General features: G+C 42.7%; 18 protein-coding genes. All 18 read right to left on the bottom strand.

Going from position 1 to position 19,651, the window contains the following annotated elements; genetic code table 11:
* Positions 1 to 31: 31 nt before the first annotated feature.
* Positions 32 to 319, bottom strand: coding sequence for a YlmC/YmxH family sporulation protein (locus tag NQ095_RS09190; RefSeq protein WP_060669862.1), 288 nt, complete (start codon positions 317 to 319; stop codon positions 32 to 34).
* 192 nt (positions 320 to 511) lie between these two features.
* Complete coding sequence (gene sigG / locus NQ095_RS09185) at positions 512 to 1,288, bottom strand: RNA polymerase sporulation sigma factor SigG (RefSeq protein ID WP_060669863.1); 777 nt, start codon at positions 1,286 to 1,288, stop codon at positions 512 to 514.
* Positions 1,289 to 1,487: 199 nt separating this feature from the next.
* A complete protein-coding gene (sigE, locus tag NQ095_RS09180; protein ID WP_113968294.1) occupies positions 1,488 to 2,207 on the bottom strand; it encodes an RNA polymerase sporulation sigma factor SigE in 720 nt (239 codons plus the stop codon).
* 53 nt (positions 2,208 to 2,260) lie between these two features.
* A complete protein-coding gene (gene spoIIGA / locus NQ095_RS09175; RefSeq protein ID WP_258263194.1) occupies positions 2,261 to 3,187 on the bottom strand; it encodes a sigma-E processing peptidase SpoIIGA in 927 nt (308 codons plus the stop codon).
* 284 nt (positions 3,188 to 3,471) lie between these two features.
* Complete coding sequence (ftsZ, locus tag NQ095_RS09170; protein ID WP_258263193.1) at positions 3,472 to 4,635, bottom strand: cell division protein FtsZ; 1,164 nt, start codon at positions 4,633 to 4,635, stop codon at positions 3,472 to 3,474.
* A 41-nt stretch (positions 4,636 to 4,676) separates the two neighbouring features.
* Positions 4,677 to 5,975, bottom strand: a complete 1,299-nt coding sequence (gene ftsA, locus NQ095_RS09165; RefSeq protein ID WP_258263192.1) for a cell division protein FtsA — start codon at positions 5,973 to 5,975, stop codon at positions 4,677 to 4,679.
* A 115-nt stretch (positions 5,976 to 6,090) separates the two neighbouring features.
* Positions 6,091 to 6,453: a small basic family protein gene (locus NQ095_RS09160; RefSeq protein WP_206851012.1), complete on the bottom strand. Its 363-nt coding sequence runs from the start codon at positions 6,451 to 6,453 to the stop codon at positions 6,091 to 6,093.
* A 1-nt stretch (position 6,454) separates the two neighbouring features.
* The gene (locus NQ095_RS09155; RefSeq protein ID WP_034755843.1) at positions 6,455 to 7,183 is read right to left on the bottom strand and encodes a DUF881 domain-containing protein; all 729 of its coding nucleotides are present in this window, start codon (positions 7,181 to 7,183) and stop codon (positions 6,455 to 6,457) included.
* Positions 7,184 to 7,246: 63 nt separating this feature from the next.
* The gene (locus NQ095_RS09150) at positions 7,247 to 7,957 is read right to left on the bottom strand and encodes a DUF881 domain-containing protein (RefSeq protein ID WP_258263191.1); all 711 of its coding nucleotides are present in this window, start codon (positions 7,955 to 7,957) and stop codon (positions 7,247 to 7,249) included.
* Positions 7,932 to 8,717 carry a cell division protein FtsQ/DivIB gene (locus tag NQ095_RS09145; RefSeq protein WP_258263190.1) on the bottom strand — a complete coding sequence of 262 codons (786 nt, stop codon included), beginning with the start codon at positions 8,715 to 8,717 and terminating at the stop codon, positions 7,932 to 7,934. The genes NQ095_RS09150 and NQ095_RS09145 overlap by 26 nt, the downstream gene beginning before the upstream one ends.
* A gap of 630 nt (positions 8,718 to 9,347) precedes the next feature.
* Positions 9,348 to 10,448 carry a stage V sporulation protein E gene (gene spoVE / locus NQ095_RS09140; RefSeq protein WP_258263189.1) on the bottom strand — a complete coding sequence of 367 codons (1,101 nt, stop codon included), beginning with the start codon at positions 10,446 to 10,448 and terminating at the stop codon, positions 9,348 to 9,350.
* Positions 10,449 to 10,561: 113 nt separating this feature from the next.
* Positions 10,562 to 11,911 carry a UDP-N-acetylmuramoyl-L-alanine--D-glutamate ligase gene (murD, locus tag NQ095_RS09135; protein WP_258263188.1) on the bottom strand — a complete coding sequence of 450 codons (1,350 nt, stop codon included), beginning with the start codon at positions 11,909 to 11,911 and terminating at the stop codon, positions 10,562 to 10,564.
* Complete coding sequence (gene mraY / locus NQ095_RS09130; RefSeq protein WP_258263187.1) at positions 11,912 to 12,886, bottom strand: phospho-N-acetylmuramoyl-pentapeptide-transferase; 975 nt, start codon at positions 12,884 to 12,886, stop codon at positions 11,912 to 11,914. It lies immediately after the preceding gene.
* Positions 12,883 to 13,311: a hypothetical protein gene (locus tag NQ095_RS09125; protein WP_258263186.1), complete on the bottom strand. Its 429-nt coding sequence runs from the start codon at positions 13,309 to 13,311 to the stop codon at positions 12,883 to 12,885. Before NQ095_RS09125 ends, mraY begins: the two co-directional genes overlap by 4 nt.
* A gap of 2 nt (positions 13,312 to 13,313) precedes the next feature.
* Entirely contained in the window at positions 13,314 to 14,774 is a 1,461-nt protein-coding gene (locus tag NQ095_RS09120; protein WP_258263185.1) for a UDP-N-acetylmuramoyl-L-alanyl-D-glutamate--2,6-diaminopimelate ligase, read from the bottom strand.
* A 205-nt stretch (positions 14,775 to 14,979) separates the two neighbouring features.
* A complete protein-coding gene (locus NQ095_RS09115; RefSeq protein WP_258263184.1) occupies positions 14,980 to 16,899 on the bottom strand; it encodes a stage V sporulation protein D in 1,920 nt (639 codons plus the stop codon).
* 161 nt (positions 16,900 to 17,060) lie between these two features.
* Positions 17,061 to 19,262: a penicillin-binding protein gene (locus NQ095_RS09110; protein WP_258263183.1), complete on the bottom strand. Its 2,202-nt coding sequence runs from the start codon at positions 19,260 to 19,262 to the stop codon at positions 17,061 to 17,063.
* Positions 19,262 to 19,630 (bottom strand): cell division protein FtsL, encoded by a 369-nt coding sequence (gene ftsL / locus NQ095_RS09105; RefSeq protein ID WP_258263182.1) that lies wholly within the window; start codon positions 19,628 to 19,630, stop codon positions 19,262 to 19,264. The genes NQ095_RS09110 and ftsL overlap by 1 nt, the downstream gene beginning before the upstream one ends.
* Between the last annotated feature and the right edge of the window lie 21 nt (positions 19,631 to 19,651).

The raw sequence follows: 19,651 nt of genomic DNA, 5'->3' as shown, positions 1-19,651 counted from the left end.
TATTTAGTGTACCATAGTAGGTTGATATTCGTCATGTGTCGGGGGATTGTTTCGGTTCCTGAAGCTGTCCTTGAATGTAATGGTTGTCTTTATATCTGACCAGAATCACGTCTTCCCCTATCTTTACGATGCTGCTCCAAGGGATCACGATATCTTCTTCCTTGCCAAAAAAACCTAAAATCTTCCCTCCGCTCCCGATCACGATTGCCTCGATTCTTCCTGTATCCAGATTGATCTCAATATCACCGATATTCCCCAATTTCCGCCCATCTGAAATACTGACAACATCCTTCACCTGAAATTCTGATATACGCACCATATTCTTCACCCTCTTTTCATGTTGATTTATGATCGGTTCATCATTTTGAATGCATACTGACATACTCTTCACCTTTTAAAAGTGGATATTATCATTGTATGCAGCACAGAAAAAAGGCAGACCTTCCCGAGGGAAATCCACCTTTTTTCTATGCTTGTCGGGGCTAATCGAGCCGCCTCCGCTTTTCGTTATTCACTGAATATTTTTGTTCATTTGTTTGATTGCTGCTTTTTCTAGTCTTGATACTTGGGCTTGGGAGATTCCGATTTCGTCTGCTACTTCCATTTGGGTTTTCCCTTGAAAGAAGCGTTTGCTTATAATGAGTTTTTCACGATCATTTAATCGTCTCATTCCTTCTTGAAGGGCAATTTCTTCAATCCAGTGGAAATCGCGATTTTTTTCGTCGCTCAGTTGATCCATAACGAAGATCGGGTCTCCTCCATCATTATAGATGGGTTCAAACAGCGAAACGGGATCTTGTATGGCATCCAAAGCGAATACGATTTCTTCGTGAGATACATCAAGAACTTTGGCAATTTCTTCTGCAGTCGGCTCCTTGGATGTCTCCCCCATTAATTTCTCCCTTACTTGCAGAGCTTTATACGCAATATCCCGTAGTGAACGGGACACCCTTATTGGGTTATTGTCCCTCAAATAGCGACGGATTTCCCCAATGATCATCGGAACCGCGTATGTAGAGAATCGAACGTTTTGACCCAAATCAAAATTATCGATGGATTTCATTAATCCGATACACCCTACTTGAAATAAATCATCAACATACTCACCACGGTTATTAAAGCGTTGAATTACACTTAAGACGAGGCGTAAATTTCCATTGACCAGTTTTTCTCTAGCGGAAATATCACCCGCTTGCATTTCCTTGAATAAAATTCTCATTTCATCATTTTTGAGAACTGGCAATTTGGACGTATCCACACCACAAATCTCTACTTTATTACGTGTCATTCTTTCCCCTCCTTGTAGGAGTTGCTGTACAAAATTCAGTATTTCCTTGAAGAGGAAAAATATGCATTTCATTCTGATAAAGAGGGGCGGGTACGTTCCTAATCCCTTACAATAACTGATTAAAAAAGCTAAAATTATTTTAACTTCTTGGCCACATTAAAAAGCTGACCTTTTCAATTGAAAAAGTCAGCTTTAAATGTCAAACCATTTTATTGAATTCCTTCTTCAATCGCTTAATAATCCTTTTTTCCAATCGGGAAATATAGGACTGGGAAATCCCAAGCATATCGGCTACGTCTTTCTGGGTTTTTTCCTCCTCCCCCATCAGTCCGAAGCGAAGCTCCATAATTTGTTTCTCACGATCTGAAAGCTGATGAAGGGCATTAAAGAGTAATTTTTTATCCACTGTTGCTTCAAGGTCTTTTGTAATGATGTCTTCATCCGTCCCGAGAACATCTGATAACAGTAATTCATTTCCATCCCAATCGATATTAAGGGGTTCGTCAAACGAGACTTCTGAACGGATTTTGTTGTTCCTCCTTAAGTACATAAGAATTTCATTCTCTATACACCTTGAAGCATAGGTCGCCAACTTGATTTTTTTCTCGGGATTGAAGGTATTGACTGCTTTAATAAGACCGATGGTGCCGATACTGATCAGGTCTTCTATATTGATGCCTGTGTTTTCAAACTTTCTGGCTATATATACTACAAGTCTTAAATTACGTTCTATCAATAAAGATCGTGCTGCCTTGTCACCTTTAGGCAATTTATTGAGCAGGACTTCTTCCTCTTCCTTTGTCAACGGTGGAGGGAGGGCTTCACTACCACCTATGTAGTAAATTTCATCTGTCTTCAGGCCTAGCTTGATTAACAGTTTGTACCAATAATATAAAAACTTGAATTTGAATTTTTTCATTGTTGCTCCCCCTTCTATTTCTTTAAATTGTGAGTATAGTAGTAATAATTGATTTACGAAACGTTAAGTACCGGTTTTCTTGAAGCCATTTTCGGATGGATGATCGCCCCGAAAGTCCCATCTGCCGATAAGGGTTCTTCTCTAAAGGCGACTAAGCCATTTGGTATGGTCCATTCCGCTTCATGATCACTGAGTACTAATGAATCTGGCTTTATCGCTGCGAGAAGCTGACTGCTCCTTCCTACCGATTGTGCTGGAACGATACGCATCCTGTCAGACCAACGGGTATCGATCTGTTTCTCACCCGAAAAAATTTCATCAACATCATGGCAAAGTGCTTTCATTTCATCTGGTATCTCACCCTCGATATCAGCAATGGATAAGATCATGACCGGGCTTTTTGATATGGGGTCCTGAAGTTGATTCCCACTGTCCACAAGACCGCTTACCGTACAATGGAATTCATCAATCTGGATCCTGACTTTCAGGAGCTGATCATATTGGAGCTTTACATGCTCGATACTATCCACCCTCCCCTTAGAAAAATACCAGGCAAGAGGCAGGGCGAGCATCACAAATACCCAGCTTATCGGGTCACCAAATCCGCGTATGCTTGCAAGCAGCATGGATGATTCCCTGCTTGGATCGAAGCTGATAAAATAATGAGTCCCAATTAATATTCCACCCGTAAAAAAGGTGACGAAATAAAACATAAGAAGATTTGATATATAATAGCGCCATCTTCTAAAGCCAAAAGCTGAATACACCATGACGACTGAGAATAATAACTTGACTAAGGGGTTTCCTGCAAAGTGAGCAAATGGTGAAAAAGCGAGGAGAATAATGACAGAGCCTATCAGACTTCCGATACCTATTCTCCAGAGGGCGTATTGTCTCTTTAAGATGATTCCTGTTAACCATAATAAGAAAAAGTCTACTAACAGATTTAACAACCAAATGACATCCAAGTATAAAGTCAATCTCTGCCCTCCTTTTCACACCTCACAATTCGATTCTGTTAAAGACCGTAATGACTTATCAGAAGTATATCGTACATCCTTTTTAAAGGTTGTCATTTTTTGTATGCTCCCACGGAAAAGTTTTCGGAGATATGAACGAAAAATGTCATTAAATATGTATACATACTCACCTCCAAAATCCAGTTTATTCGGAATGCATTTTTAGTCCTGGGAACATAAAATTGAATACAAATAAGAAACCCCCAAGGCATGATGCCTTGGGGGTTTCTTATTTGTATTCAATATTAACGACGACGGTTTCTATTGCGAAGGAAGGTTGGAATATCCAATGTTTCCTCAGCGCCTTGATTGGAAGATGTTCTCACAGGCTCATGCTGTTGAGGTTGCTCTTCACGTTTAGGCTGTTCCCGTTTCACCGATTGGCTTGGGTTAGGACTTTGATTTGGTTTCATTCCACCGAAAGTTGGTCGGGTTTGTTTAGGTGGTTGAATGACCTCTTCATTGAACCCGGTTGCAATGACGGTAACGACGATATCATCTTTTAATTCTTCGTTGATGACCGAACCGAAGATCATGTTTACTTCTTGATCCGATGCAGAAGCTACGATATCAGCAGCTTCCTGAACTTCGTAAAGGCTTAAAGAAGTCCCACCAGTGATATTCATCAGGACGCCTTGCGCCCCGTCGATGGATGTCTCAAGCAGAGGGCTTGAAACTGCCTTTTTCGCCGCTTCAGTTGCACGATTCTCTCCAGATGCCGCACCGATACCCATTAGGGCTGAACCTTTGTTAGACATGATCGTCTTAACATCTGCAAAGTCCAGGTTGATCAGACCAGGTGTAGCGATAAGATCCGAAATACCTTGTACACCTTGACGTAGAACATTATCAGCTTCACGGAAAGCTTCAAGCATCGGAGTACTCTTATCTACGATTTCCAGAAGGCGATCGTTTGGAATGACAATAAGGGTGTCCACGCCTTCTTTCATTGCTGCGATTCCACCGCTTGCCTGATTTGAACGCTTTCTGCCTTCAAATGTAAACGGTCGTGTCACGACACCGACAGTCAATGCGCCGATTTCACGGGCAATTTGGGCAATAACCGGAGCTGCACCAGTACCGGTTCCTCCACCCATTCCGGCAGTGACAAAGACCATATCCGCCCCTCTAAGTGCCTCTTCAATCTGCTCTTTACTCTCTTCAGCAGCTTTTTTACCTACTTCAGGATTCGCGCCAGCTCCCAATCCCCTGGTTAATTTGCCACCGATTTGCATTTTTATTTCAGCTTTTGATAGATTCAAAGCCTGTGCATCCGTGTTGACAGCGATAAATTCAACACCTTGTACGCCGTGCTCGATCATGCGGTTTACGGCGTTGTTTCCTCCGCCACCTACACCAATAACTTTTATTGTCGCTAATGAATCTAAATTTGTATCAAACTCCAACATGACAAATCCTCCTAACTCGTCGAATCTATGGATTCCTTTATTTATTCAAAGAAGTATCCAAAGAACTTTTTCACTTTTGACATGGCCTTTTCATCTTCATGTTCTTCTTCTTTTACCTTTGCAGGCTTCGGCTTTTTATTCACAGGTTTTGATTGTCGCTTCTCAGCAGCCTCTGCAGGCACTGGTTCCGCGCTTACAGATCTTCCTTGCAATCTAGCATTCTTTTGAGCGTATTTAATCAATCCAACTGCTGTCGTATACTGGGGTTCCCGTACACCAATGTAATCAGGAATTGCCACACGTACACGATTTTGGAAAACGATTTGTGCTAATTCTAACACACCTGGGAGATTTGCTACACCACCAGTTAGAACATATCCACCTGGCAGGTCCCTGATTCCCAATCGTTTCAGCTCGTGGCTGATGAGGTCCAGGATCTCTTCAAGCCTTGCTTCTATGATATCAGAAATTTCTAATTGATTAAATTGCTGATGTTGATCACTGCCAATAATTGGCACGCTGAACACTTCATCTTCTGACGCATGGTCATAAAATGCATGTCCATATTTTGTTTTGATTTTCTCTGCATCATCCGTTGATGTCCGTAATCCAATCGACAAATCTTTCGTGATGTGCTCCCCGCCCACGGGCAGCACGGTTGTTGCCTTCAGATGTCCATTTTCGAAAACGGCTATCGTCGTAGAACCGCCACCTATGTCGATCAAGGCAGCTCCAAGGTTCTTTTCATCCTTTGATAAAGCAACCGTACCTGCGGCCAGGGGCTGAAGGACGATGTCGACAATTTCAAGGCCGGCTTTTTCTACACAACGGAGAGTATTATGTAAAATCGTCTTAGATCCCGTAATAATGGTGCCTTCCATTTCAAGCCGAACACCGATCATACCCCGTGGATCTGTAATCTCATCCAATCCATCAACGATGAACTGTCTTGGGATTACATTGATGATTTCCCTTTCTGGAGGAATCGATACAACCTGGGCTGCATCCATCACTCTTAGAACGTCTTCATCGCCGATCTCCCTGTTGTCACTCGACACTGCCACTACACCATGACAGGATTGAAGTGACACATGGTTTCCTGTTATACCTACGATGACCTGGCTTATAGATAAACCGACCATCCTTTCAGCTTGTTCAACTGCCTTCTTGATTGTATGAACAGTTTCGTCTATATCTACGATGGAACCTTTTCTGATCCCTTCTGAGTTCACATTTCCTACACCGATTATGTTTAAGGAATCATTTGTCATTTCACCAATGATTACTTTCACTGTGGATGTACCGATGTCTAGGCTAACGTAAATTTCATTGCTGTTCACTCTATGGCACCTCCTTAAAGAATGTTTATTTGGAACAACAATCCTAGAAAAACATTATTCTAAGTATATCTTAATATGATATTCGTCGTAACAAAAACGATTCCCTTTTAAAATTCTAATTTTTTTCTCTTTTTTCTTGATTATTTGACCAATTGCTAATCATTATTCTTCTAATCACTGCTATGTTTTGGAATAATCTTACCCCAAAAGCAAAAACAGCCGCCAAATATAAGTCTACACCAAGATGTACACCCAGAAAAGCTAAACTTGCTGCTAGTAAAATATTGAAAAAGAATCCAGAAACAAAGACCTTGTCATCATAAATATTTTGAAGGTGGGCACGAATACCGCCAAATAATGTATCCAATGCTGCGAGAACCGCAATCGATAAATAATTTGAATACTCTTCTGGAATTCTAATATCTGTCAGAAGTCCGAGGAAGACCCCTACTAGCAACCCTAATACGGGAAGCCACATATTATTCGTTCCCTCCTCTTTCCTTAACCGGTTCCATAAATCGGATCCGGATTGTATCTTTATATTCTGGAACCGTGAGCTTTTCTAAAGGCTTGGAAATACTGACCCTGAGGTTATCGATAAAGAAGTCTTCAACAGATCTTGAAACCTGCATGCGGTTATACAGGTCCTTGGCTGCATTTACATCCTTGGTCAACACTCTCACTTCAAACGGTATTTTTTTTATTGAGTTACCGTCCACCTTCGTTTCTCCATTAATATCCCGGATAACTGAGGTGTTGATCAGTCGATGCCCGTCAATCGCGATATCGACTGCATCATATTGATTCAGTTCATTTACAAGCCTCTCCAAAAGTTCCGGCGAGACATTCTGAACTTTTTCACCCAGGAGGATTTCCTCCATTGAAGGCTCGATCGTCAGTATAAGACCCGGGCCCGTTTTTTCTGTCAGCCCCATTTCAGTCTTCAATTCCTCTAATGTTTGCTTTAATGCCTGCTCCGGGCTTGATTGCTGCTCGGTTTTATACTGTTCCAGCTTCGCTTCTACAGAACGCGTTTCTGATAAAAGGTTAGAGTTGACTTCCTTTTCTTTCAAAAGCGCTTCCCTCAGTTCCCAGATATCTCTGGTATCCCGGACAACTGGCTCTTTGACAGTCTGGAACTGAATGGCAATCATAAACCCGATGATGACCGTAATGACGGTAAAGCTGATTTTAAGTTTGTTGTCCATTTATTGCACCTTACTTTCGGGACCTGGACCTCGCCCGTATCGATAACTTCAATGGGAGCCGGCTCATGATTCGCCTATGGTGGGTTCGAGGATGACCGAATTTTCTTTTTTCATCTCAAATATGATATTTTCATTCACCAACTGATCCTTCACTCCGCCTGTGATATTCATGGCGGAGGACAACACTTCCGGATCCCCGATTGCCGTAATTTCGAACGGGGCAGGGTACTCGATGCCATCAATCTGGATGACCGGACCGTTACACAGTATGTATGAATCATGCTTAAGTCTTTGCCCGTTGATCGCAACCGCAGAGGCACCTGCAATATATAATTCATTGATCACCTTAAAGACATGGTGTTCATGGACTATATAATTATTCGCGTTTTCTTCCTCCGGGTCATATTTCGCATCGGACAAGGTGACCGTTACCCCCGGCCCCTTCACTTTCGTTTTCCCTAAGTACATACGGTACTTCTCAGCATCCTCAGCCAGGTTGAAATAAATTTGCTTCTCTTTGGAGAATTCCTTCTCCATATTGCCGACCTTCTCCTGTTTCTCATAAAGTTTTTCCTGCAGACGATTATTCTTCTGCTGGTACTCGAGGATTTGATCTCTTAATGTTTCTTCCTGTTTCCATTGACCATTTGTCCGGCTCCCGAGCTCTTTTTGTTCTGTATTGGCCAGACTGAATGAAAAAGCAAGGATGAAACCCAAAACCAGACATACAAGAGAGAGGACCACGTGCTTACCTCTCACCTTCATCCTCTTCATTCGTTTGTTCACCTTCCGTTTCATATGCTCTGAAATAAGAACCGACCTCTAAGTCAATGACCCCTTTTACTGAAGGGTCCAATTGGCTGACGATCGAAGGATAATGCACCATCTTTTCTGAGAAGCTTCTGATGGTCGCACTCACTTCGAACCCGTCATTCATAAATAGAGTCAAGTGATATTTGTCTGTTTTCTTCGGAACGAGGTTGATCTCTGAGATGAGATGCTGCACTTCTTTCGGAAGCTCTCCTAATTCGTTCACCATTTTGACCAGGACCTCATCCTCTTCGAATCCCCTCAATAGAGGTGCATCCACAGGAATCGATCCGGTCCCTTTATCCAAGACCTTCCCATTTTCCAAAATGACAAAAAATTTATTCCCCTTAGAGAGATACGCTTTTTTATCATGTTCTTGAACGGTTATTTCGAATGAATTTGGAAAGGATAATTCCACTTTCGCATCCTTTACTTCAGGAAGCTTCTTTAACTGCTCGACCGTTTTCTCTTTGCTTACACTCCACACATTCATACCTTTGTCAATTCCACTTTTTTGAAGAACCGTCTTATTTGATATAAGTTCATTCCCATGAACGGACACTGTGTTTACATGACTCAAGGGCGATTGAAAGTATACAACCGACAATATCATCAGAAAGAACAAAGAAAGTAAAAACAGAAGCCTGCGGTTTGCTTTCTTTTTTCGGTGTTGTTTTAGTTTAGGAATACGATCTTCAATGGAAACAACATTTTCTTTTTTCATTTCGTTCTCCTCAATTTCACTTTTAATTCATTATGTCATGAGTGAGTTGAACTCTTCATGTCTTATAATGAAAGTACTCTTTACATTGGGATACCTTCTATTCTATACGAAGGAATAACATGTTAAAAGAGGAACAGAACGTTATTTTCTGCCATATGACCTTTTTGAAGCAAAAATATGAGTGATGCAGGGTCAATGGCCTATTTTTGGAGAATTGACCTCCTGTCACCCTAAGATGGATTGTCCATACCACTTATCGTATATGTACTTGCACTCACTTTCCAAAAGAATGACCATCCTATGTATTTCACTCTTGAACCCTATTTTAAACAACAATTGAAGCATTATGAATGCATGTCATTGAATTGTAAAAGTTTTGGTTAACAAAAGTAACAAACTCTCCTTTATTTTGAAAAGGTATGATAAAAATGAATTACGTATATGTAATTTATTGTAACATCGAAAACGCAAATATCCTATCCTTATTTCATATAACGGAAGGTTTTTCTCCTTTTCATTTCAGATAAAAAAGAGACCGACTGAGAAAAAGGGGAAGAAGTGGTGAGATCTTAATTCATCATTCGCTTCTTCCTGCCATTTTTCTTGTGTCAATCTCTTTTTTATGAAGCATCAGTTCCTTGAATAGCGGCTTATATTCAACAGGACCCCCACAGCCATCAGCATGAGGGTCAAAGAAGATCCCCCATAGCTCAGGAATGGAAGTGTAATCCCGGTTACGGGCATCAGCCCCGTCACTACCCCTACATTGATCATCACCTGGATGGCAATCATGGAAACGATCCCTAAAGCCAGGAAGCTTCCAAATAAATCTGGTGCACCCAATGCGATCCTTATCCCTCTCCACAAAATCAATGAAAACAGGATCAATACCAGGGTTCCCCCAATAAATCCAAGTTCTTCTGCTAAAATAGCAAATATAAAGTCGTTTTGAGGTTCCGGCAAATAGAAGAACTTCTGTCTGCTCTGTCCGAGACCCAATCCGAATAATCCACCAGGCCCGATGGCATACAGGGACTGAATGATTTGAAAACCGCTATTGAGCGGATCCTGCCAGGGATCTAAAAAGGACGTAATCCGTTTAATCCGGTAAGGCGCAGAAATGACGAGTCCTACAAATCCCAACAAACCGATCATGCCGAGCCCTACAAAATGTTTAATCCGAGCGCCAGATATAAAGATCATCACTACAGAAGTCCCCACCATGACAGTACCCGTTCCCAAGTCAGGCTGAAGCATGATCATTCCAAATGCTGTAAACACCAGTAAAAGTGCCGGAAGGACTCCTTTTCTAAAAGAAGTAATATACTTTTGGTTCTCAGATAAATACTTTGATAGAAAAGCGATCATGGCGAGTTTCATAAACTCCGAAGGCTGAATTGAAAATGCCCCTACACCGATCCAGCTCCTCGAACCATTCCGGAGCACCCCTATCCCGGGTATGAGAACAAGTACAAGAAGGACGAAGCAAATGATGATGATGATCTTTGACCAATTTCTCCAAGTCCAGTACTCTACGTTCATGATGAAAAACATCGCGAACAGTCCAACACCCGCAAAAAGAACCTGTCTTTTTGCAAAGAAAAAGGAGTCATCAAATTTGTAATCTGCCCATACAGCACTCGCACTGTATACCATGACCAGTCCAATTGCTAGCAAAGTGAGTGTAACCACAATGAGTATAAAATCGGGAGTCGATTTTTTTAAAGGCAATCCTAAACACCTCGAATAGACAAATTTAGAGCCGTTCGAGCATAGAAAACTACTGATCCCGGAATGAATGACTGGTTGTGTGAGTATGGATGCTCTATATGGACAAGCCCTTATTAAAGCTTATGCACGGCCTCGATAAAAATGTCACCGCGTTGTTCAAAAGTACGATATTGATCCCAACTTGCACATGCAGGGGACAATAAAACGATATCCCCTTCCCGTGCATGCTCATAAGCAACCGGAACCGCCTTTTCAACATTATCGACAGGAATAATCGTTTGTATCCCTGCCTTTTCCCCCGTTTTCACGAACTTCTCTGATGTTTCTCCAAAGGTGATCAATGTTTTGACGTTCACGAGAAATGGAATCAGGTCATCAAATTCATTTCCGCGATCCAATCCTCCTGCAAGCAATATAGTAGGGGATTCAAACGCTTTAAGCGCACTTTTAGTCGCCAGGCTATTCGTTGCTTTAGAATCATTGTAAAACTTAATTCCATTCATTTCCCGAACGAATTGAGTTCGATGTTTCACACCACCAAACGTACTCAATACCTTTCTGATACTTTCATTTGAAACGCCATATATTTTACATGCAGCAACGGCACAAAGGATATTTTCAAGATTATGAGCACCCGGAAGGACGATGGAGGATAAATCGACCACTTTTTCGTCCTTGAAATAAATAGCACGATCTTTTATATAAGCACCGCCTTCTATTTCTTTTTCGGTTGAAAAGCGAATCACCTGGGCTTTTGTAAAGCTGACCGCTTCCTGGACATGCTCTTGATCTCCGTTAATGATTAAATAATCTTTTTCCGTTTGATTTTTTGTAATATTGGATTTCGCTTTCCAATATTCGCTCAAGTCCCCATGATAATCAAGGTGTGCATCATATAAATTTGTAATAATGGCAATGTGCGGAGCGAAGTCCTGGGTCCCCATCAGTTGGAAAGAAGAAAGTTCGACTACCATCTTTTCATCCTCTTTCGCATCCTGGGCTACCTCAGAAGCAACGGTTCCGATGTTTCCGGCAATCCGAGGTTTTTGATTATCCTCTTTCAACATTTCGAATAACAGTGTGGTGGTGGTTGTTTTTCCATTGGTTCCCGTGATCCCGATCATTTCCGCTTCGGAGATTAAATAAGCGAGCTCGACTTCTGTTAAAACGGGAATATTCTTCTCCAGCGCTTTTTTAATCAATGGGTTATGATATGGGATACCCGGATTCTTGACGACAAATTGAAAACCTTCATCCAGGAGCTCGATGGGATGACTGCCGCATATGACTTTGATCCCTTCCTGAAGAAGCCCTTGGGCTTCGGGATTTTCCGACAAAGGCTTCTGGTCATTGACCGTTACGAATGCTTCTAACTTATGTAGGAGAGAGGCAGCACTTACCCCACTTTTTGCCAGACCTAATACCAGTACTTTTTTATGTTTGAATTTCGTAATGTTTTTCATTTATAACCACACCTCGATATAGATTCCTAAAACGGCAAAAAGTAATCCCACAGTCCAAAAAGTGACGACAACACGCCACTCCGACCATCCGACCAACTCATAATGGTGGTGCAATGGGCTCATTTTGAAAATACGTTTTCCAGTTGTTTTGAAGCTTGCCACCTGTAAGATGACGGAAAGAGTCTCAATGACGAATACTCCCCCAATAAGGATTAGAATGATTTCAAGCTTGGTTAAAATGGCAATCGTAGCAATCGCGCCTCCGAGTGCAAGTGAGCCGGTATCACCCATGAATACTTTGGCAGGATGGGCATTAAAGACGAGAAAGCCAAGAACCGCGCCCACCACCGCTACTCCGAAAATGGCAACATCATATTGGGATTGGCTCCACGCTAGTACAGCCAGTGCCCCGAATGCAATGGCACTCGTTCCGGACACCAAACCGTCGAGACCATCCGTCAAATTGACAGCGTTTGAAAATCCAACAAGCCAAAAAATAATGAACAAACAATAAAACCAGCCTAATTCAAACGAGATATCCGTCAGTGGTATCGAAACCGTGGTCGGAAAGTCGTTCTGTTTAAAGATAAGATAAAAGATCACCGATATGACAATCTGTCCCAACAGCTTCTGCTTGGAGGTCAAACCTAAATTCCTCTTCATCACGACTTTGATAAAGTCATCAAGGAAACCCAATAATCCAAATCCGACAGTCACGAGGATCATTAAATACGTTTCAGGACCGGGTTCTGAATATTTACCGGTCATCACAAATGTGGTGATGACGATGGATGCTAAGAACACGATCCCACCCATCGTGGGGGTACCGGTCTTTTTTTGATGAGACTCGGGCCCTTCATCCCGGATACTTTGTCCAAACTTCAATCTTCTAAGGAAAGGGATAAACAAGGGGGCAAGCAATACGGTTATGAGAAACGCCATTATGAGGGTAAAAAAGATCACTTGTTCCATCATCGTGAGTCCCCTCCCTTTCCATCGGTTGGCTCCTGAAGAGATCCCTTCATAGACACATCATTTGTTTGATTTTGTTCAGGTTCATTGCTAAAAATAAACTTCGTCATAATTTCCCACTTTTCTTGATTGTAATTTTGTTTGTAACTCTCTTGTAAGTCTAAATAAGCCCTATACACATCTTCAACCATAAATAACGGGAAGTGATTGGGGACAAAGGATGGAATTTCTTCACCCTTGGGCCAAAGGGAAGCAACCGCTCCTTTTTCAATGCTCCTAAAAAGGTCCACTTTATCACCGAAAGGTATATATAGTCCCTTCTTCATTCCCATCCTAGTTGAATTTGAAACTACTAAAAAGGGTAAACCCGGTAAATGAATTCCTTTGGTTTCAGGAAACTTTTTTCTAACCTCATCATAAAGAAGCATTCCTACAACCCCTTGATGAAGTGTCTTGCCACTTCCCGGTCATCGAAATCGTATACATGATTCCCTATGATCTGATAGGTTTCATGTCCTTTCCCGGCAATCAGGACGACATCTTCCGGTTTCGCAAGGCTCAAGGCTTCTTTGATCGCCTCTTTGCGATCAACGATCAATTGATATTGTTTGCCGACCACTCCGGCTTCCATATCCTTCAGGATAGCCCCGGGGTCCTCGGTCCTGGGATTATCAGAAGTGAAAATGGCATAATCGCCGTAATCACAGGCGATTTCCGCCATGATCGGCCTCTTGATCCTATCCCTGTCCCCTCCGCATCCGACCACCACTATCACATGGCCGTTTGTAATCGACCGGATGGTCTCTAATACATTTTTCAAGCCATCCGGAGTATGGGCATAGTCGACGATGACCGAAAAGGGCTGACCTTCTGAAACTGTTTCAAACCGTCCCCTGACCCCTTTGGCTTTTTCAAGGCTCCTTATGCTTTCATCGATTGATATACCGGCAGCAAACGCTGTCGCTATTGCAGCCAGGGCGTTGTACACATTAAACTTCCCTGCATAATTTAAGACGAGTTCACGTTCCCCAAATGGAGAGACAAGGGTGAAGACCGATTCTGTCGCCCTAAGGACCACATCTTTGGCATGGAAATCAGCTGATGGAGACAGTCCATATGTAAATACATGGGCGGCTGTGGATTTGATGAAATAATCAGCTGCATCATCGTCCTTATTAATAATGGCATATTTAGGGGATTTCTTAAAATAAGTATTCCCTAATTGAGAAAACAATAAGCCCTTCGCATTACGGTAGTCTTCCATCGTTTTGTGATAATCAAGATGATCCTGTGTCAGATTCGTAAACACAGCAATATCATAGTCACAGCCGTGCACCCGACCTTGATCCAAAGCATGTGAAGAAACTTCCATGATGGCCGACCGGACCCCTTTATCACAAAATCTTCTGAATGTCTGCTGAAGGGTTAAACTGTCAGGCGTCGTATTATGGCTGACCTCCAACTCCTCCCCCACTTTGATATGCAGAGTTCCAATCAATCCTGTCTTCACCCCACTCTGAGTAAAAACGTGATCGATGAGGTGGGTCGTCGTGGTTTTGCCATTGGTCCCCGTCACTCCGACCAAGAGCAACTGATGGGAAGGCTGTTTATAAAAATGGTCCGAAAGTATCGCCATCGCTTTCTTCGTATCGGGAACAATGACGACAGGAACGCCTGCATCCAGTTTCCTTTCTGCAAGGATCGCTGCTGCACCATTCTTCTCTGCCACTCCGGCAAGAGAGTGGCTATCAATCTCCAATCCATTAATACAAATAAATAAATCACCATTCTTTACTTTTTTATGGTGGTTAGCGATGTTTGAAATAGCTGGATTCCCTTCACCCTGTACTGAAAAAAACGGTAGTACTTCCAGCAAAGTGTGCAATCTCATCCTTTCAACTCCTCACAGGCAGAAAGCAACCTTTTTATATTTTACAAAAAAACATGAATGAAAGCTATCAACCTTTTAACTTAGTTCGAGATCTTTTTAACATCACTATGGCTGACACTTTATACCCGGGGATTTATCGATTCAAATCCCCGGCATAAATAAAAAGTATATCATGAAATGACTATTGTGTAGACCTACTCCGCCATTATTCTTCAGATAGATAAACCCTTACCTTTGATCCCTGTTTTATTTTCACCCCCGGGTCCGGAGACTGACTTACCACTTTTTCTCCGCTTCCGCTTACGTCGAGGTCCAGGTTAACAAGTTGTTCCTTCAGCTCATTCTTCGTCAATCCGACCAGGTCAGGGGTTTCAATCAACGGGATGTCGGTCCAGGTCATCTCTTTTTCAATTTGACCCTTACGCTTCGGTACCCCCATTGCCTCCAGACTATCGCCTATGATACTCCCTCCTATCGGGGCTGCTACGACGCCACCGAATTGAATCGTCCCCTTCGGATTATCGACAGCGACATACACTACAATCTGAGGGTCATCTGCAGGTGCCACTCCCATAAAGGAAACGATATGATTGTTTTCCAGGTACTTACCATCCTTTGCCTTTTGAGCTGTCCCCGTTTTCCCACCTACACGGTAACCGTCAACAAACGCTTTCTTTCCGCTTCCTTTGGCCACGACACTTTCCAACGCTTCACGAATCTGCTTTGACGTTTCTTCGGAAATGACCCTTTTCTTGATCTGAGGGCTCTTTCTCATGACCACTTCTCCTGTTGAAGGGTCGATAAGCTCTTTAGCGATATAAGGCTGATACAATACTCCTCCATTGACTGCCGCTGACACGGCTGCAACCTGTTGAATGGGGGTAACGGCCACCCCCTGGCCAAATGCGGTTGTCGCCTGTTCTACAGGCCCGACACGGTCGAGGTTAAAGAGAATCCCCTTCCCTTCCCCTTGTAGATCGATCCCCGTCTTTTCACCAAAACCAAAATCATGGATATAGCTGAACAATTTTTCTTTCCCTAACCTTTGACCCAACTCCACAAATCCTGGGTTACATGAGTTCTGAACCACCTCCAGGAATGTTTGTGTCCCGTGTCCCCCACGCTTCCAGCAGTGGAGAGTCGATCCAGCCACTTCGATATGCCCGGGGTCATGAAATGTCTCTTTATAAAGGTCCACCTTTTTTTCTTCGAGTGCTGCCGCAAGAGTAATGATCTTGAACGTAGACCCCGGTTCATACGTACTCCAAATCGGTAAATTCCGATTATAGATCTCCTGAGGGACATTTCGGAAGTTAGCCGGATCAAATGTCGGTCTGCTCGACATGGCCAGTATTTCACCATTCTTAGGATTCATGGCGATGGCAATGATGCCATCTGGATTATACGTCGCCTCTGCGATGTCCAATTCACGCTCAACGATTGTCTGTACTTTGGTATCGATCGTTAACTTTAAATCCAACCCATTCTCGGGTTTTTCAAAATCATCTGCCATATCAGGCATTCTCTTTCCTTTGGCATCGGAGAAAAATTTCACATACCCTTTATCTCCACTAAGCTCTTCATCATAGGAAAGTTCCAGCCCCATAAGCCCTTGATTATCTATTCCAGCGAAGCCAAGTACATGGGATAAATAACTTCCATATGGATAATAACGCTTGGAATCCTCCCCTAAATACACACCCTTTAAGTTTAAATCCCGTACTTCTTTCGCTTTCTCATAAGAGATCTTCCTTGCTTCCTTTATCAACACCATATTTGCTTTCTGTGTTACATATTTATATGCAGATTCAACTGAAATATTAAGAACGGCCGCCAGTTTATCCGCTGTCCCTTGAGGATCCGTAATTTGCCGTGGCACGACAAATATTGTCGGTGCACTTTGATTCCCGGCGAGTTCTACTCCATTTCGGTCTACTATTTTCCCTCTCTCAGGTTGAAATGGGATATTTCGACTCCAGGAGTCTTTTGCCAAACCGGTAAGCCAGTCCCCTTTAAAAAACTGAACATACCCCAGCCTGATATCTATGATGGAGAAAATAAGGACCCCTATTACAAGTGCTACTGCCAATCTCTTCCTTACCGTTACATTGGATACTCTTTTCACAAATGGAACCTCCCCTTCTATGGCTCGTTCCATTATATGCTTGGACTTATGGTGGTATGTTTGAATTCAACGAAAGACTAAATGGCTACTTTAAACGGAATTCCGTTTTAGGGAAGGATGGACAAAAAGGGATGACCCGGTTTTCGAGTCATCCCTTTTCGCTAATTTTGTTGTTCTTCTTCTTTTGGAGCCGCTGCTTCTTCAGGTGTCTTAAAGTTGACGACGAGTGGCTCATCTTTCTTGACCTTTATCCCGGGCTGGATATTCTGGCTGAAAGCATATCCATTTCCAACCATATTGATCTTAAGACCGGCGATATTGGCTACTTTAAAGACATCCCTTACTGACCACCCTTTCATATCCGGAATGGTAATGTCTCCATCGGTTTTGATCACAACTCTTTCTCCTTCAAGAATAGTTTTTCCGCCTTGAGGAAGCTGCTTGACCACTTGTGAACCATTTCCGACCACGATAGGAGTGACCCCTGCTTTTTCCAGCTCTTTTTTCGCTTCTTCCACGCTCATTTCCCTCGTTTCAGGGAGTGATTGTTTCTTCAGGCTCACTTTTTCCTGAGGTTTGATGTTCAGGTATTTTAAGCTGTTTTGCATCACAGGATTGAAGACGGCAGAGACCGGATCAGATCCGATTTCAGTCGGTTCCAATTCAGGCTGTTGGATCCCGACATAAACGATTAACTGAGGGTCGTCGATAGGAGCCATACCCATAAAGGAGAAAAGATAATTTTCTTTCCCGACCATGTACCGGCCATTTGATGGATCCGGTATCTGACCCGAACCTGATTTGCCACCGACACGATATCCATCTATCGCAAACTTCTGTCCTGTACCATTTTCAGATGTGACGGTCGTCTCCAGGTATTCCCTGGTCTTGATCGCCGTTTCCTTCGTAATGGGGCTTCCTGAAACTTCAGGCTTCGTCTCTTTGATCACTTTCTTTGTATTAGGATCGACGATCTTTGAAATGACATAAGGCTTCATCATTTTCCCGTCATTGGCAATCGCCGATTCCGCCTGAACCATTTGAAGCGGTGTGACGGTCGTACCTTGACCGAAGATGGTCGTATATTTTTCAATCGGGTAATGGTATAATATCGAACCCGATGCCTCATTCGGTAATCCTACGTCTGTCGCTTCGCCAAATCCAAAGTCATGTAAATAGTTTTCATATTTCTTAAACCCGATTTTATCCAACAGATTCGCGAATGCAACATTGGAGGATCTTTGTACGCCTTCAAGGAACGTAATCGTTCCCCAACCTTCTCCTCCATTATGATCCCGGATCGGATTTGGAACATTTTCCACGTAGAACTTACCAGATTCATAGGTTTCATTCGGATTGAACTTTCCTTCATTCACTGCAGCTGCAAGGGAAAAAGACTTCATCGTGGATCCCGGTTCATATGTATCTTCAACGATGATATTGGTCCAGTTATCCAAGAGCCCCTCCCGTGTATCCGGGTGAAAGGTAGGTCTTTGACTCATGGCAAGAATCTTCCCTGTCTTCGGGTCAGATACGATGGCAAACATTTTCTTGGGCTTGTATTTTTTCTGGACTTCATTCATTGCTTCTTCAAGGAAGGTTTGAATCTTCTTATCGATGGTCAGATAAAGGTCATCCCCATCCTTGGGTGGTGTAACATGCTCATCTGCATTGGGAAGCAGATAGCCCCACACGTCACTCTTATATGCAACAGATCCATCCTTGCCCTTCAGAACATCATTGAAGCTTGCTTCCACTCCCATTTTACCCACTGTCGTAGAATCCCCATCGTCGTCCGTTGATTTCTGTGCGAACCCGATAAGATGTGAGGCGAAGGAGCCGTTAGGATAGAATCGTTTCGCTTCCTTCCTGAACGTAACACCAGGAATATCCTCTTCCTTGATTTCGAGCATCATCTGATGGGATAAATCTCTACCTGGAGCACCGAATTCCACTTGATACGGAAGTTTATTGTTTTGACCTTTTTTAGTTAAGCGGTCATAAATTGCACTTTCCTTCATATCGAGATAGTTGGAGAGGACTTTGGCGGTCTTTTCTGGATCTGTCACATGCTTCGGTTTTTTTGGATCGCTCGTTATACTTGGATCTAATATCGCAACCAGTGTATAAGCGGACGTATCCTCTGCAATGACTTCCCCTTTCCCGTCAAAGATTGTCCCTCTGTGTGCTTCTAAAATATGGCTTTTAATGTATTTCTTTGCCGCCTGTGATGCAAGGACCTTACCTTCCGCTTCTCCCGTGACCTGAATGGTGACAAAGCGGACCATTAATACAAAAAAGAGCAAGCCGAAAATCCCGAAAAGGATGGCTGCCCCTATGTTCATACTTGGTCTTTTTTTCATTATTGTTCAACAACCTTAACGTTCTTTTCTTTTAAGTTAAGTCCAAGTTCCTTTGCTTTTTCAAGAATACGCTCGTACGTACTCAGCTCACTTACTTGAAGTTTCAGGTCAGTATTCGCCTTTTCCTGCTTTTCGATGGTCGTTTCTACGTGCTGAACTTCTTTATTGGCATCATAGATAGCAGCCTGAGTCGATACAATTTGAACGGCAAGGAAACAAAATACCATTGCAAAGATAGTTACTAGGATTTTTTCACCAGGGGTGATCCCGTACCTTCTTTCCTCATTCAAACGCTTAGGTTTGGCTTGAACGGACTGATAGGATTTCTCAACTTTTTGCTGCTCATAATTTCTGGCTAAGTTACTCAAAATTCTCCCTCCTGTTTCCTT

Origin of the sequence: Rossellomorea sp. SC111 (genome assembly GCF_024733565.1) — a bacterium.
Taxonomy (GTDB): domain Bacteria; phylum Bacillota; class Bacilli; order Bacillales; family Bacillaceae_B; genus Rossellomorea.
Note: the sequence above shows the minus strand (reverse complement) of the source record. Positions and strands in the feature narration are given on the sequence as shown.

Excerpts from the sequence above, each read along its gene's own strand:
- ftsZ (WP_258263193.1), bottom strand. The coding sequence starts at position 4,635 with ATGTTGGAGTTTGATACAAATTTAGATTCATTAGCGACAATAAAAGTT.
- NQ095_RS09120 (WP_258263185.1), bottom strand. The coding sequence starts at position 14,774 with ATGAGATTGCACACTTTGCTGGAAGTACTACCGTTTTTTTCAGTACAG.
- mraY (WP_258263187.1), bottom strand. The coding sequence starts at position 12,886 with ATGATGGAACAAGTGATCTTTTTTACCCTCATAATGGCGTTTCTCATA.
- NQ095_RS09125 (WP_258263186.1), bottom strand. The coding sequence starts at position 13,311 with ATGCTTCTTTATGATGAGGTTAGAAAAAAGTTTCCTGAAACCAAAGGA.
- murD (WP_258263188.1), bottom strand. The coding sequence starts at position 11,911 with ATGAAAAACATTACGAAATTCAAACATAAAAAAGTACTGGTATTAGGT.
- NQ095_RS09160 (WP_206851012.1), bottom strand. The coding sequence starts at position 6,453 with ATGTGGCTTCCCGTATTAGGGTTGCTAGTAGGGGTCTTCCTCGGACTT.
- sigG (WP_060669863.1), bottom strand. The coding sequence starts at position 1,288 with ATGACACGTAATAAAGTAGAGATTTGTGGTGTGGATACGTCCAAATTG.
- NQ095_RS09155 (WP_034755843.1), bottom strand. The coding sequence starts at position 7,183 with ATGGACAACAAACTTAAAATCAGCTTTACCGTCATTACGGTCATCATC.
- NQ095_RS09110 (WP_258263183.1), bottom strand. The coding sequence starts at position 19,262 with ATGAAAAAAAGACCAAGTATGAACATAGGGGCAGCCATCCTTTTCGGG.
- NQ095_RS09190 (WP_060669862.1), bottom strand. The coding sequence starts at position 319 with ATGGTGCGTATATCAGAATTTCAGGTGAAGGATGTTGTCAGTATTTCA.
- NQ095_RS09150 (WP_258263191.1), bottom strand. The coding sequence starts at position 7,957 with ATGAAGAGGATGAAGGTGAGAGGTAAGCACGTGGTCCTCTCTCTTGTA.
- NQ095_RS09145 (WP_258263190.1), bottom strand. The coding sequence starts at position 8,717 with ATGAAAAAAGAAAATGTTGTTTCCATTGAAGATCGTATTCCTAAACTA.
- sigE (WP_113968294.1), bottom strand. The coding sequence starts at position 2,207 with ATGAAAAAATTCAAATTCAAGTTTTTATATTATTGGTACAAACTGTTA.